Annotated in this window: 12 protein-coding genes; 6 read left to right on the forward strand and 6 right to left on the reverse strand. The window is 64.7% G+C overall.

The features are described 5' to 3' along the window. Positions 1–262 precede the first annotated feature (262 nt). Entirely contained in the window at positions 263–481 is a 219-nt protein-coding gene (locus V7E00_RS17320; protein WP_333574157.1) for a UvrB/UvrC motif-containing protein, read from the forward strand. A gap of 338 nt (positions 482–819) precedes the next feature. Here the strand turns inward: V7E00_RS17320 and V7E00_RS17325 are convergent, their stop codons facing one another. The 4 genes from V7E00_RS17325 to V7E00_RS17340 form a co-directional block, all read right to left on the reverse strand. After that, positions 820–1,293 carry an alpha/beta hydrolase gene (locus V7E00_RS17325; RefSeq protein WP_333573901.1) on the reverse strand — a complete coding sequence of 158 codons (474 nt, stop codon included), beginning with the start codon at positions 1,291–1,293 and terminating at the stop codon, positions 820–822. A gap of 140 nt (positions 1,294–1,433) precedes the next feature. Beyond that, positions 1,434–1,580, reverse strand: a complete 147-nt coding sequence (locus V7E00_RS17330; protein ID WP_333573902.1) for a hypothetical protein — start codon at positions 1,578–1,580, stop codon at positions 1,434–1,436. Between the two features lie 28 nt (positions 1,581–1,608). After that, positions 1,609–1,905 (reverse strand): putative quinol monooxygenase, encoded by a 297-nt coding sequence (locus tag V7E00_RS17335; protein WP_333573903.1) that lies wholly within the window; start codon positions 1,903–1,905, stop codon positions 1,609–1,611. 71 nt (positions 1,906–1,976) lie between these two features. Further along, positions 1,977–2,771: a type 1 glutamine amidotransferase domain-containing protein gene (locus tag V7E00_RS17340; RefSeq protein ID WP_333573904.1), complete on the reverse strand. Its 795-nt coding sequence runs from the start codon at positions 2,769–2,771 to the stop codon at positions 1,977–1,979. 120 nt (positions 2,772–2,891) lie between these two features. On the opposite strand from V7E00_RS17340, the gene V7E00_RS17345 reads away from it, so the two are divergent. Next, positions 2,892–3,788, forward strand: a complete 897-nt coding sequence (locus V7E00_RS17345) for a LysR family transcriptional regulator (protein ID WP_333573905.1) — start codon at positions 2,892–2,894, stop codon at positions 3,786–3,788. A 175-nt stretch (positions 3,789–3,963) separates the two neighbouring features. Here V7E00_RS17345 and V7E00_RS17350 read toward each other — a convergent pair whose 3' ends face one another. Beyond that, on the reverse strand, positions 3,964–4,374 hold the full coding sequence (locus V7E00_RS17350; RefSeq protein ID WP_333573906.1) for a (R)-mandelonitrile lyase: 411 nt from the start codon (positions 4,372–4,374) through the stop codon (positions 3,964–3,966). A gap of 451 nt (positions 4,375–4,825) precedes the next feature. Here V7E00_RS17350 and V7E00_RS17355 point away from each other — a divergent pair, with 451 nt between their 5' ends. Beyond that, positions 4,826–5,827, forward strand: a complete 1,002-nt coding sequence (locus V7E00_RS17355; protein ID WP_333573907.1) for an SGNH/GDSL hydrolase family protein — start codon at positions 4,826–4,828, stop codon at positions 5,825–5,827. A gap of 397 nt (positions 5,828–6,224) precedes the next feature. Further along, positions 6,225–7,424, forward strand: a complete 1,200-nt coding sequence (locus tag V7E00_RS17360) for a cation:proton antiporter (protein ID WP_333573908.1) — start codon at positions 6,225–6,227, stop codon at positions 7,422–7,424. A 57-nt stretch (positions 7,425–7,481) separates the two neighbouring features. Here V7E00_RS17360 and V7E00_RS17365 read toward each other — a convergent pair whose 3' ends face one another. Next, positions 7,482–9,389, reverse strand: coding sequence for a BCCT family transporter (locus V7E00_RS17365; RefSeq protein ID WP_333573909.1), 1,908 nt, complete (start codon positions 9,387–9,389; stop codon positions 7,482–7,484). Between the two features lie 1,065 nt (positions 9,390–10,454). Between V7E00_RS17365 and V7E00_RS17370 the strand changes: the two genes are divergently transcribed. Both V7E00_RS17370 and V7E00_RS17375 read left to right on the forward strand, forming a co-directional pair. Beyond that, positions 10,455–13,478, forward strand: a complete 3,024-nt coding sequence (locus V7E00_RS17370; protein WP_333573910.1) for a TonB-dependent receptor domain-containing protein — start codon at positions 10,455–10,457, stop codon at positions 13,476–13,478. 127 nt (positions 13,479–13,605) lie between these two features. Beyond that, positions 13,606–14,613 carry a glycoside hydrolase family 43 protein gene (locus V7E00_RS17375; RefSeq protein ID WP_333573911.1) on the forward strand — a complete coding sequence of 336 codons (1,008 nt, stop codon included), beginning with the start codon at positions 13,606–13,608 and terminating at the stop codon, positions 14,611–14,613. Positions 14,614–14,697: the final 84 nt, after the last annotated feature.

Here is a 14,697-nt window from a genome sequence, read left to right on the forward strand (position 1 = left end):
CCTGAAGGCCGCAGGTTCAAATCCTGCCCCCGCAACCAACAAAAAGCCGCTGACCTCACCGGGTCGGCGGCTTTTGTCGTTTCCGCGCTCCGCGACAGCTGCGCCGCATCTCTGGCGGCGTCCAGCAGCGGGCATAAGGCGTTCAGGATCGGCGGCTCGACTGCCGGCCCGAACGTGAATTTAAGCCTCGAAAGATGCCCCCTGTACGCCCGCCGTGCGTTGCTCCCAAGTGACCGTAACGATCGAGACCCTGCAGCAGCAGATGGACGACGCCGTGGCCGCCCTCGATTCCGAGACGGCCGCGCGGTGTCGCGACAGGATCAGTGCCATGCCGGGGGCGGCGCTACAGCCGCGGAGGCGGAAGCCGCGCGCTTCGAAGGGCTTACGCGCCAGGCCCCAGGCGCCATGGGACTGGGAACCAGCCAGCAAAGGATGGTCCCGCCCACCGGCTGGCATCCTCCGCCCAAGCCTGATCCGATGACTGCGGGGCGTTCGACACGCGGCCGCGCCCGCAAACCCTCATATCATCCGCTCGCAGGAGAGGCATGGTGGAGGCGTTTTCCAGCCGGGCTTTCCGCGCCTCCTGATTGCCGATCACCGTCGCAGCGTAGATCTCGCGAGACCGCCGAGCAGCTCTGTATGCAATTGTCGAGCTCGGTGCTCGAGCTGTTTCAACAGCAGTGCTCTGCACACTCATTGCGGCTGTCCTGATGAACGAGCCGGTGGGTCTCTCGTTCGAACTTTCCCGCGAACAGCCGTGCTGGCAAACGACGCCGCGCCGCCGATCGGGAAGGATCGTCGGCGCGGGCCTGCCGGGCCTCAGCGCCCAACGGCGCCGGCGCGTTCGATGAAGCTGGCGACTGCGTCGGGGTGCGAGAGCATCACCGCGTGGCTGCTGGCGATTTCCTCCACCGTGCCGTGAGCGCGCTTTGCCATGCCACGCTGGGCGGTGGGAGGCACCATGCGGTCCTGCGTGGTGACCAGGAAGTAGCTGGTCTTCGCATGCCAGGCGGCTTGGCGAACCACACCGTCCACGGCTTCCAGTCCCCAGGGAACCTGCTCGTCGGCCAGGAACGCGCCAGTGGCGGGATCGACATCGGCGGCGAACGCCGTGGCAAACTTGGCCGGATCGACGATCAGAAAGCCGTTTTCCGGCGACAGCAGCGGGGCGCCGGCTTCACCGGGGACCGGCTTCGCGGCCAGCGTGGCAACCGATTCGCCGGTATCGGGCGCAAAGGCGGCGAGATAGACGAGGCTGCGCACCTTGGGATCGTTGCCCGCCTCGGTGATCACCGATCGCCATGGGAATGGCCGACCAGCACCACCGGATGCCGCGCCTTGGCGATCGCGCGGCGGGTGAGGGCATCGTCGTCGAGCGTGATCGTGGGGTTCTGGACCACCAGCACCTCGTACCCGTCGCGGGTCAGGCGGTCTTACACGCCGCGCCAGCCCGAGGCATCGACGAAGGCGCCGTGGACCAGAACGACGGAGGCCGGCTTTTCGGCGGGCTGGGCGAGAGCGGGGACCGACAAGCCGAGCGTGGCGGTGAGGGCGAGCAATGTGGCGAGCGTGCGAGTCATCGGATTCTCCCGGTAAGGGTGGGGGTGATCAGGCGACGGCGAGGGGGGTTAGTGGGATCGCGGTCCGCTCGGCGAGGTCGGCGATCTTCGCGGCATAGGCCTGGAAGTGCGGGCTCGCGCGGTGGGCGGTAACGGCATCCGCATCGACATAGAGTTCGTCGAGCACGAAGCGAGCGGGGTCGTCGCGGTCCTGCCAGAGATCGTAGCGCAGGTTGCCCGGCTCGGCGCGGCTGGGCGCGAGCATCGCATCGAGCAGCTGGCGGAGTTCCGCCACCTTGCCGACATGGGCGGTGAGGATCGCGACGGTTTTCACGTTGGTGGACATGATGGGATTCCTGTTCGGTCGGGGAAGGGGGGTGGAGCGCAGGCGCAGCGCTCCACCGGTCATGCGGGTGCTCACCCCTGGGCGCGGTCGAGCGCGTCGACCAGCGCGGCGGCGAGCTGGTGGTCCGAGGCGGGATTCTGCCCGGTGATCAGTTCACGGTCGACGACCACGTTCGGCGCGAAGTTGGTCGCGGTGACCGAGACGTTGCCGCCCGCGGTGCGCAGCGCGCGCTCCATGTCGAACAGCAGCTCGCCGCCCAGCAGATGCTGCTCCGCGATCTTCTCCTCGCTCGCCGAGAATACGGTCATGCCGTAGCCGGCATAGATCCAGTCCTGCCCCAGCGCGGCGGCCTTTGCTGCGTCGCCGGCGGCCAGCGCCGCGCGATAGGCAGCGGCCTCGGGCAGCGCGGCCAGGACGGCGACCGGACCGTGGCAGAGCAGCGCCGTCGGCTTTCCGGCCTGGTGGAAGTGGCGCAGGATGGTGCCGGCATCGGCATCCTGCATCAGGTCGACCGCGGGGGCATGGCCGCCCGGCACGAACACGCCGGCGAACCGGTCCAGCCCACCCTGGATGACGGCGCGCAGCGTCTGCACCGCGTTCATCGCGGGTGCGTCATCGAAGAAGGCGCGCGCCCGATCATAGGCGGCCTGGTCGCCGCCGAAATGGTCGACCGTGTCCGACACGGCGTCGATAATCGGCTTGGTGCCATCGGGCGTGGCTAGGACGACGTCGTAGCCCGCATCGATCAGCGCCAGCGTGGGGACCACGGTTTCGTTCAGATACTGGCCGATCGTGGCGCTGCCGCCGCCGCGCAGCTCGATCTGCGTCGCGTTGGAGCCGAGGATGAGGATGGTGCCCTTGGTCATGGGGAGAAGCCTTTCATGCGGTGCGCCGCAACCGCTGCGGCAGGTGAACAATGGCCCCGCGCGACATATACCAGAAGTTTATATTATTGATTTCAGATATGCTATTTGCGATATGACTGCATGCGCTACGACCTGAATCTGCTGCCGATCTTCGTGGCGCTGATGGAGGAGCGCAGCGTCACCCGCGCGGCGGACCGGATGGGGATGACGCAGCCGGCGCTGTCCAACGCGCTCGCCAGGCTGCGGCTGATGTTGCAGGATCAGCTGTTCATCCGCGAGCGCTACGGCATCCAGCCGACCCCGATCGCGCTCGAACTGGCGCCGTCGATCGCCGAGGCGCTGGCCCGGCTCGACGATGCGGTGCTCGGGCAGCAGGAGTTCGATCCCGCCACCGCCGAACGCCTGCTGACGATCGCGCCCAACGGCTATGTCGAGTTCGTGCTGGTGCCCGCGGTGGTGGCGCGGCTCCAGCAGGTGGCGCCGGGCATCAAGCTGCGGCTGACCCCCTATGGCAACGACCTGGTGGAAACCGGCGTCGTTTCGGGCACGACGGCGTTGGTGCTCGGCCGGGTGATCGACCCGCCCGACAATCTCGTCATCCAGCATGTGATGGACGAGGGGCTGGCCTGCGTGGTGCGGGCGGGGCATCCGGAGGTGGGAGACAGCATCACCCGCGAACAGTTCGAGGGCATGAAGCACGTCAACATCGTGCCGCCGGGGCGGATGCGCGCCGGGCTGTTCCAGGCGCTGGCGCAGCAGCAGCTGAAGCGGGACGTGGCGATCTCCGTCACCAACTTCTTCGCCGTGGCGGAAATGATCGCGGTCACCGACTATTGTGCGACGCTGCCCGCGCTGATCTGCCGCAGGCTCGCGCATGATCCCCGGCTGAAGGTGCTCGAGGCGCCGGTCGACCTCGGCACGTTTCCGGTCGAGATGGCCTGGCACGTCCGCTATCGGCATGACCCGGCGCATCGCTGGCTGCGCAACCTCATCAGCGAGGTTGCGACTGCGTTGTAACGTGTGGCGATGCGACCGCCATTCCGGATTGATGGCGCGGCGATAACCTGGCGGGACGGCAGCCCTGCTGCGTGGCATCTGGATCACCACCGATGCGCCAGGTGCCGAGGCCGAGCTTGGGAATGACGCCGATGGCCAGCGTTTAGCTTTCGCTGCGTATCATGTTGCGTGCTCCTTACTTCCCGTCCAGCGGTGCCATGTATTCCTCGTCGGTCACCTTTTCCATCCAGGTCACCGGGGTGCCATTGATCGATTCCTGAATGGCGATGTGCGTCATGCTCTCGTGCGCCGTCGCGCCATGCCAGTGTTTGTGCTCTGCCGGGCACCACAGGACGTCGCCTGCGCGGAATTCGAGCTTCGGGCCACCGGCGATCTGCGTCCAGCCGACCCCTTCGGTAACGATCAGCGTCTGGCCTGCCGGGTGGGCGTGCCACGCAGTCCGCGCGCCGGGTTCGAAATGCACGAACGCGCCGCTGACGCGCGAGGGATCGGGCCGCTGGAACTGACCGGTGATGGTGACCCTGCCGGTGAAGTAATCGGCCGGGCCGTCCACGGTCTTCATGTCTGCCTTGCGCGTGATGTCCATGATCCTGCTTCCTTCCTGCACCGGACGACGTTCTTCAACGCCCATGAGAGCAGCAGGGATTGTTGCAGGTAATCCGGAAGCTGCCCGCGTCGCCGCGGGCGGCGATGACGGAAGACAACACATAACCCTTCGACCAGCGGACCATTAGCCCCGGACCACTGCACGCTGTGATGAGCCGCGCTCATCATCGGAATGCCAATAGCTGGGCGCTACAGAGACCTTCACGATGCGATTTTTCCATCGTTGCGTTGGCGGCACGCACGCAAGGTGGCCGGACCTTGACTCGAGGGCCGTTATCCGCGGACATTTCTCAGGCAAGCCGCGCATGGTCCTGCGGCGACAGGGAGGCAGAATGCGGAATTGGATCCTCGCGGGAAGCGCGTTGTTTGCGCTCACCGCCGCTTCGGAGCCCGTCCGAGTGTCAAAGGTTGCAGCACCGGCGCGCGCGCCCGTGCTTCTGCCATCCCATGTCGGCGGCCGGGTGGTGGCCGGCACGGCGCCGGGCAGCTATCTGCGGCAGTGGCCCGGCACCTATTTCGAAACTGCGGTGCAGGGAGAAAGCGTGCTCTTCCGCGTCGGCAGCGGCGATGTCCGTCTGCATGTCACGGTGGACGGGACCATGGTTGATACGCTGGTGAAGCCGGCGGCAGGCTTCTACCGCATCGGCGGCATGGGATCCGGCAAGCACCGGCTGCGCATCGAGGTCGCTTCGGAAAGCCAGGCGGGCCCCACCGAGTTCGGCGGGTTCTTCAGCGACGGCGCTGCAAGGGCGGTCCGGCTGGACAGCGCCGCTCGGCAGATCGAGTTCATCGGGGACTCGCACACCGTAGGCTATGCGAACACCTCGACCAAGACCGACTGCACCCAGGAGGAGGTCTGGCAGACGACCGACAGCTCGCTCGGGTTCGGCCCGACATTGGCCCGCGCCGAACATGCCGAATACCGAATCCACGCGATCTCGGGTCGCGGCGTGGTTCGCAACTATAACGGCTTCGCAGCCGCCAAGATGCCCGAGGCCTATGCGCACGCGCTTTTCGACCGCGACGATGCCGCGGTCGCGCAGCCCTGGGCCCCGCAGGTGATCGTCATTGCGCTCGGCACGAACGATTTCACCACGGCGCTGCACGAAGGCGAACCCTGGAAGGATCGTGCGGCGCTCCACGCCAGCTACGAGGACCGCTATGTCGCGTTCGTTCAGGACCTGCGCGCCCGCCATCCCGGCGCGTTCTTCGTGCTGTGGGCGACCGACATGGCGGAGGGCGAGATCAAGGCCGAGGTCGCCCGCGTCGCGGCGCGCCTGAATGCGCAAGGGGAGCGTCGCCTGGCCTATCTGCCCATCGACGGGCTGGCACTTTCCGCCTGCCACGGCCACCCGTCGCTCGCCGATGATCGCGAGATCGCCAGGCGCATCGGCGAGGTGATCGACGCCCAGCCGGATGTCTGGAAGAAATAGCAGCCGAGTCATCCTGTCGGAAGGCTAATGATGAACTAGGAGAAGTTCATGTACTTGACCTCACCGGCAAGGGTGCGGTTCTGCGTCGGCTCCAGGTTCGGTCCGCCGAAATGGCGACACTGCGCTTCGTTCGATAGAAGTCAAAGAACTCAACTCTAATCGGTTCGGCATCTGCGGGCAGTGTGACCGGCAGGTATGGGGGCCGCACACTGCCGCGCCTGAACGCCCCCGACGAGCCGCGGTGGACGACGACGTGCAGACTCCGTTTTCGGACGAAAAGGCCGCTCTCGGAGGATCGCCAAGGCTTTGCCCTCGTCCCGGTGGCGGTTCTTCCCTAGAAGGCTCGCTGATCCAGGCGCGGCAGCGATAGTCGGCCTCAAGTAGAAGGAACCCGCCCTTGGGCACCATCGGTCTTCCCGAACTCGGCACCTTGCTGATCGTCGCGTCGCTGGTAGCGATGATCTCGCGGAGGATCGGGCTGCCGTACACCGCCGGGCTGGTGCTGGCGGGGATCGCGCTCGCCTTTCTCCCGGTAGGTGCCGACCTGCCGCTGTCGCGCGAGCTCATTTTCAACGTGTTCCTGCCGCCACTGATCTTCGAGGCCGCGCTGCAACTACGCTGGTCGCGCTTCCGCGAGGAGCTGCCGCTCACCGTCGTGCTTGCCTTTCTGGGCGTCGCCATTTCCGCGCTGCTGGTCACCGCGGGCATGCACTGGCTGCTCGGCTGGAGCTGGCTGGGTGCGGCCTTCTTCGGGGTGCTGATCGCGGCAACCGATCCCGTATCGGTGATTGCCGCGTTCAAGGAGATGAAGGCGGAGCCGCGGCTCAGCATGGTGGTGGAGTCGGAAAGCCTGCTCAACGACGGGGTGGCAGCGGTGGGCTTTGCGATCCTGGTTTCGATTGCGGACGGGGGCGGGCTGACGGTGGGCGGTGTCGCGACTTCGCTGCTCTGGACCGTATTCGGCGGCGTCGTGATCGGCAGTGTGATCGCCTTCGTGGTACTAACGGTTGCGGGCCGCACCGAGGACCATCTGGTAGAGGTGACGCTGACTACGGTCATCGCCTGGGCCAGCTTCCTGCTCGCCGAGCATGTCCATGCGTCGGGCGTGTTTGCAGCGCTGGCCGCCGGGATCATCGTGGGGGCGATCGGCCCGCGCGGGTCGATCTCGGTCGCCGGGCGCCAGCATGTTCAGGACTTCTGGGCTTACGCCGCATTCCTCGCCAATTCCTGCCTGTTCCTGCTGATCGGCAGCCACGAGGCCCACCAGCCGATTGCACTTGTGAGCGGCGCGCTGGTCGCCGGCATCCTGCTCACGTTGCTCGGACGCGCGGCTGCGGTCTATCCGCTGGCGGCGCTGTTCGCCGGGACGAGGCTGCGGTTGCCCGCTACCTACCAGCATGTGCTGGTGTGGGGTGGCTTGCGCGGTGCAGTGGGTCTTGCACTGGCGCTGGCGGTACCTGGAAACGTGGCGGAGCGTAGCGCGATCGTGGTTCTGACCTTTGGCGTGGTAGCCTTTTCGATCTTCGCCCAGGGGCTTACCATGCCGCCGCTGCTGCGCCGATGGAAGCTCACCGGCGCGGAGGATGCAGAGCATTGACGCGGGAGCCGAGGATGATGGCCTTGACTTGCGTTTGCTATGCCGTGCGAACGCGCCCTAGCGGGTTCGCCAGCGCTCCAGCTCGCTGAGCAGATCCCCGGTAATCTGCTTCGTCGAAAAACCCGTGAGATCGCGCTTTCGCACGTTCGGGCTAGTCTCCACGCTCAGGGTCCATCCAACGCTGCGGCGTGCCTCCGATGCTTCCAGCGCGGTATAGGCTGCGAGTGGTCGTGCGCGGGGCCGCATGCGATAGGTGAACGGCCGATCGCCCTGACCGTCCACGGTGAGCGTGATCTCGCCCTCCTCGATCTCGAGCCGCAGGTCGGTCCAGCCTTCCTCCTGCATCGCCGCGTAGACGGTGCGGAGCGCGGGCTCGCCGTGCCCCGTCATCTGTCGCAGGATATCCGCACGTCGTGCGGGGGACACCAGCCGCTTCAGCCGCTCGCTGATCGCGGCCGCCTCGTCGGGCAGCGTCACGCCGGCCAGATCCGCATTGGTCTGCCGCACCAGGCCAAAGGCCAGCAGCAGCATGATGAAGCAGAAGGGCAGCGCGGCGAGCAGAGTTGCGGCCTGCAGCGCGCCCAGTCCCCCCGCGATCAGCAGCAGCGCGGCGGTGGCGCCGAGAAGGACGCACCAGTACATCCGCTGCCAGCGCGGGGTGTCCTCCTTGCCCCCCGAGGCCAGCGTGTCGATCACCAGTGCGCCGGAATCCGCGGAGGTGACAAAGAATACCGCCACCAGCAGGATCGCGAGGGTGGAAGTGACGCTCGCGGCCGGGAGGTATTCGAGGAACCTGAACAGCGCCGTCGACAGATTGGCCTGCACCGCTTGCGCGATGCCGCCAGAGGCCGTGCCCAGGTCGAGCCAGATCGCGGTGTTGCCGAACACGGTCATCCAAAGGAACGTGAACGCGGTCGGCACGAACAGCACGCCGATGACGAATTCGCGAATCGTGCGGCCGCGCGAAATCCGCGCGATGAACATGCCGACAAAGGGCGACCAGGCGATCCACCAGGCCCAGTAGAACAGCGTCCAGTCCGCCATCCAGGCGCGGGGCTCATACGCGTAGAGCGTGAAGGTCCGCATTATGAAATGATCGAGATACGTCCCGAAATTCTGGACCAGTGCCCGCAGCAGGAACAGTGTCGGGCCAAGCGCCATCACGAACAGCATCAGAAGGACGGCGATCGTCAGGTTCAGTTCCGACAGGCGACGCACCCCGCGATCGGCGCCGCTCAGTACCGAAAGGGTTGCAGCCCCCATGACCAGCACGATCGCCACGATCTTCCAGGTCAGCGTGTCGGGAAGACCATAGATGTAGCCCAGGCCCGCCGTCATCTGCGACACGCCGAATCCCAGCGACGTGGCGACACCGAATACCGTGCCGCACACCGCAAAGATGTCGATGGCATCGCCCAGCGGGCCATGGATACGCTTGCCGAGGATCGGCGCCAGCCCCGATCGCAGGGTGAGCGGCAGGTTCTTGCGATAGGTGAAATAGGCGAGGCTCAGCCCGACCAGTGCATAGATCGCCCAGGCATGCACGCCATAATGGTGGAAGGTGATCGCCATCGCCTCGCGGGCGGCGTGGATGGTGCCGCTCTTCGCCTCGGGCGGGGAGATATAGTGCTGGATGGGCTCGGCCACCGCAAAGTACATCAGGCCGATTCCCATGCCCGCGGCGAACAACATCGCGAGCCAGGAGAGATAGGGGAAGTCCGGTTCGGAGTCGTCCGTGCCCAGCTTCAGCTTGCCGGCGGGGCCGAAGCCGAGCGCGAGGACAACGACGACGAACACCGCCACCGCTGCGATGTAGAACCAGCCAAAGGTCTCGATCGTCCATGCCTGGGCCGCCTTGAAGGCAAGGTCGGCGCGGCCGGGCAGGGCGATGGTGATGCCCAACAGGGACAGGATGAGCGCAGAAGCGCCCCAGAACACGCGCGGGTTGATTTCACTTTTCAGCATACGTGCACACGAGATGCGTCATATTGGAAACGGGGGCAGATTGAAAGAAGCTGTGGGCAGGCGCAGCGCTTTTCGACGAACGGGTGATCAGCCTCGAGCCCGCACGTAACCAGCGATCTGCGCGTCGCACGGGCGCCACGGCGAGGTAGCGGGTCACGTTGTCGAGCGTCGCTGTACGGAGTTCTGCCTTCTCTAGGCTGGTGGCCGTGGCCAGCAACCCAGGCCTCATGCCCACCGCAAACGCTGCGAGAAGCGTCGACAACAGGCAGGGGAAGCATAGCAATCCCCTATCCAGAACGCAGTTTCATTGGGCCGATCCTTTGCACGCTCCGACATTGTTGAGGAGGCTCCACGCACGATTGAAGCCGAGGTCGAAGAGGGCGCGGGCGACGCTATCGCCTCGTACTGGCCGATCGCGCTCGGCACGTTTTGCTCAAGATATCGAGACAATTGAAAGAGATGCGGCGAAGCGCTGCTGTTCTGCCGGCAAGTCGCCGGGCGCTCCTCGAATCTCCGCACCGCTCGCAGAAGATCGCTTGGCGTGTCGCTTCAATGCGCCGGGATTAGAGCCACAGGTTGCCCCGCTTCGACCTTGTCGAAGCACTTTAGTTCTGCGCAACATAGATTTGGGAAGAATTGCTTACATGTCGGAGGGGTAAATATGGCGATGGTACCATCTCTGATCGACGGCGCCCGAGTATCTCTGCGCCTGTACCAACATAATGCAAGAACATTTGCATGGGTTGGCTAGCTGGCTTGGTAATCCGAGAAGATGCAAATAAAACAATTTTCGACTTCCCTGCAACGAGGTCATTTCTGCAGGATGCGCGTCTGAGGGTCAGGTGGAGCTTCCCTATAATCAACGGTGGGGAAGGTTGATTTAAGGCGTAGTATTTGTCTTGCGAACTCGCATGGCGCCCTTGTCTCCGTCCTTCGATGCGGCCACCAGCTCTTTAAAGTCCCTTTAACGCAATGGCTCATAACGAGCGCCCGCCACCGCGCCGTGTCAGGGCGTGTGCGCAAACGACAAGAAGTCGCTGCGGCGGTGAAACAGGGATGGGCTTGATGACATTGAAGAATTCCGCACTTTCTGCGTTGCGTTATGGGGTCTCGACGGCGGCGTTGCTGGCGGCGGTTGCCGTTCCGGCATATGCACAGGATACAACCCCGGTGCAGGTCGCGGATGCCGCAAACGAGCAGGCGCCGCAGGCATCCGCCAATCCGCCGGCGGTCGAGGCGGGCGAGCAGGCCCCCATCGTCGTCACCGGCACGCTGTTCCGCGATTCGAACGCCAGTTCGATCTCGCCGGTGACCGTGCTCAGTTCCGCGACGCTGCAGCGCGCCAACATCACCACTGCGCAGGACGCCATCCGCTCGGTCTCGGCGGACAGCGCGGGCTCCATTTCGACTGGCTTCAAGGGTGGCTTCTCGGCCGGCGGCGCCGCCGTGTCGCTGCGTGGTCTCGGTGTCTCGTCGACCGTGGTGTTGATCGACGGTCTCCGCTCCGCGAATTTTCCGCTCAATGACGACGGCCATAATTCCTATGTCGACCTGAACTCGATTCCGTTCAGCATCGTCGACCGCATCGAAGTCCTGAAGGATGGCGCTTCCTCCACCTATGGTGCGGATGCGATCGGCGGCGTGGTCAACCTGATCAGCAAGAAGAACTTCAAGGGCCTGGAAGGCTCGGTCCAGGGCGGCACCACCGGCCAGGGCGACGGCGCCCATTATCGTGCGACGCTGACCGGCGGCGTGGGCGACTATCGCGAGCAGGGCTGGAACTTCTACGTGAACGGTGAATATACCTATGACGGGTACATCACCAATCACTCCCGCGGCTATCCGTTCAATACGCTCGACCTGCGCCCCAGCGGCCTGGACGATCGTAACCGCAACGACGATTCGCTGACGACGCCGAATCCCCAGGCCGTCGTGACCCGCGTGACCCAGACGGACCTGAACAACCCCTTGGCCGGGCAGATCACGTCGCCCACCAACCAGTATCAGCTGCTCAATCCGAACGCGTGCCCCTACGGCACCTTCACCGTGAATACGTCTACCACGCAGGGCACTGGGTGCGCCCACAACCTGCCGGACGAATATTTCATCATCCAGCCGAAGCAGCAGCGCTATTCGACGACGGCGCGTTTCACCGCGCGTCTGGGCGATCATCTGGAAGCGTTCGCGACGGGCAGCTACTCGCACTCCGAGGTGACGATCACGACCGCGCCGCAGGGGATCCGTCAGAGCCAGCCTTTCGGAGGCGATAGCGCCTTCGCATCCAACAATCCCGGCATCGTGTTGCCGGTCTATGTCTGCTCGACCGGGGTGAACTGTGCCGATGCGGCGGACAAGCGGCTGAATCCGAACAATCCCTATGCCGCTGCCTATCGTGACAACCCGCGCGAGGGCGCTGCGCGCATCTATTACCTCTTTGGCGACATTCCGGCCGGCAGCTTCCGCTATGTCGACGTATTCCGCACGTCGGCGGGCATCTCGGGCGACCTGGGCAATGGCTTCAAGTTCCGCCTGAACGGTGTCTATGCGCGCGACAATTTCCGCGTGACGCAATATGGCTATGTCAACATTCAGGGTTTGCTGAACGCGATCAACACGGGCGCCTACAACTTCGTCAATCCGGAGCAGAACACGGCTGCGGTTCGCAATCAGATTTCGCCGACCCGTGCCACGCCCTCCTACTCCACCATCGCGACGATCGGGGGGTCGCTGATCAAATCGCTGCTGGAACTGCCCGGCGGCAGCCTGAACGTTGGCGGCGGTTTCCAGGTTCGTCGCGAGACGCTGATGAACCGCAACCAGAACGCGGAGCTTTCCTACTACTCCCTGACCACCTCTTCGGCGCAGGGTCGTCAGACGGTCACGGCGGGCTTCTTCGAAATCGACGCGCCGTTCACGCGGACGTTGGACCTGAACCTGTCCGGCCGATACGATCACTATTCGCAGGGCTATAGTCACTTCTCGCCCAAGATCGGCGCGAAGTTCACCCCGATCGAGCAGATCGGGTTCCGCGCTACCTACTCGCAAGGCTTCCGCGCGCCGACCTTCGCGGAATATAATCCGGCCAGCAGCTATGCCGGCTTCTCGTCCTTCCCGCTTCCGCCCAGCTTCGTCGCGGCGCACGCCAACAATCCTGCCTACACGACTACCTACAACATCGGCACCGGTGCCAAGGGTAATCCTGACATCCTCCCGGAAGTCTCGCGCAGCATCACGTTCGGCACGATCATCAAGCCGACGCGCTGGTTCAACATGACGGTCGACTATTACAACATCAAGAAGTCGAACCTGATTGTCGCCGGCCCGCTCGCGGCCAAGGCTGCCGACGAATATTACAAGCAGACCACCGCTGCCGCCGGTTGCGCCGCGCTCGCCGCCGTCGGTCCGGGTTACAAGTGCAACGTCATCGACGCGCCTGATCCGTTCAACCCGACCGCGCTTCCGCGTCTGCTGATCTATGACGTTCCTTACGTGAACGCCAACTATCAGCTGAGCTCGGGTATCGACATGCAGGCGAACGTGAACGTTCCGCTCGCCGATAACGTGCGCTTCTTCAGCCGCCTCGACGTCACCCGTGTGCTTCGCTTCGACCTGGTCACTCCGGAAGGCGTGGTGCAGAAATATGCGGGTACGCTCGGGCCGTACAACCTTTCCTCCGGTGGCGGCACGCCGCGCATCCGCGGAAACTGGCAGAACTCGATCGAAATCGGCAAGTTCTCGTTGACGACGACAACCTACTATGTCGGCCGGATCAAGCAGGTCGCAGCCGATGCGATCACGCCCGTCAACAACACGATCGATCTGTCGTGCGCCAACAACAAGGCGCCGATCGTAAAGAACGGCGACAAGAGCTACCAGTGCTTCATTCGCCCGTTCATCTACACGGACCTGAACGCCGCGGTGAAGGTGAACGACCAGTTCCGCTTCTTCTTCAACGTGCAGAACCTGACGAACGCGCGCGCCCCGCTTGCTGCGGGTGCCTATACCAGCAACCCGAACTATCTGAGCAGCTGGCACTATGCGGGCCTTGTCGGCCGCAACTTCAGCGCGGGTGCAAGCTTCAACTTCTGAAGCTGAACCACGCGCGTAAATGGATCGGGGCGGCCCTGGTGCCGCCCCGATCTGCATTCGGCCCCTGCGATCCGCAATTGACCGGCGCGCCCCCCGGGGTAGGGTGACGGTACGAGAAGCGGAGGGGATGATGCACAAGCACCGGGCGTGGGTGGCCCTGACAGCCCTTTTCCTGGCAGGTGCAGCATCGCCAGCCTCTGCGCAGAAGGCCGACGCGCCCGCCCCGGGATCGAACCCGATCATCCGCGACAAGTTCACCGCCGATCCGGCGCCGCTGGTGGTGAAGGACAGGCTGTACCTCTATGTCGGGCACGACGAGGCACAGCGCGACGAGATGTTCAACATGCGCGAGTGGCTGGTCTACTCGACCACCGACATGCGCCACTGGACCGATCACGGCCCTATCCTGCGCGTCGCCGATTTCAAATGGGCCAAGCAGGACGCCTGGGCGTCCCAGGCGATCGAGAAGAACGGCAGGTTCTGGTTCTATGCCGCCGTCGAGCATGACGCGACCCATCCGGGCAAGGCAATCGCCGTGGCCGTATCGGACAGCCCGACCGGGCCGTTCGTCGACGCGAAAGGCGCCGCGCTGATCACCAACGAGATGACGCCGAAGGGCACGCATAGCTGGGAGGACATCGATCCCACCGTCTTCACCGACGATGACGGCACCACCTGGATCGCTTGGGGCAATCGCCAGTGCTACATCGCCAAGCTGAAGCCCAACATGGTGGAGCTCGACGGCCCTATCACTGAAATCACGCCGCCGCATTTCGAGGAAGGCCCCTGGCTGCACAAGCGTGGATCGCTCTATTACCTGACCTATGCGTCGCTTGATCGTGCCAAGCATCGCGACGAGAAGGTCTCCTATGCCACCGCGCCGTCGATCCACGGGCCCTGGACCTACCGGGGCGAACTCACCGGGTCCGGAAAGTACAGCTTCACCATCCATCCCGGCATCGCCGAGTTCAAGGGCAGCTGGTATCTCTTCCTGCACAACGCGACGCTGACGATCGGGGACCTCAACGGCGCGATCGGGCGACGCGCGGTAACGGTCGAAAGGCTGGAGTATAACCCCGACGGCACGATGAAGCCGGTGGTCCAGACCGAGGCGGGGGTCACCGCCGCGAAGTAGCGTGGAGGCAGGTTCACGACCGGCTCGCCCGGCGCATCGATCCCCGGGCGGGTCGTGGCGCCCTAAAGGGGGCACGTTGCGGTT

It is taken from the genome of Sphingomonas sp., from assembly GCF_036731925.1.
Classification (GTDB): domain Bacteria; phylum Pseudomonadota; class Alphaproteobacteria; order Sphingomonadales; family Sphingomonadaceae; genus Sphingomonas.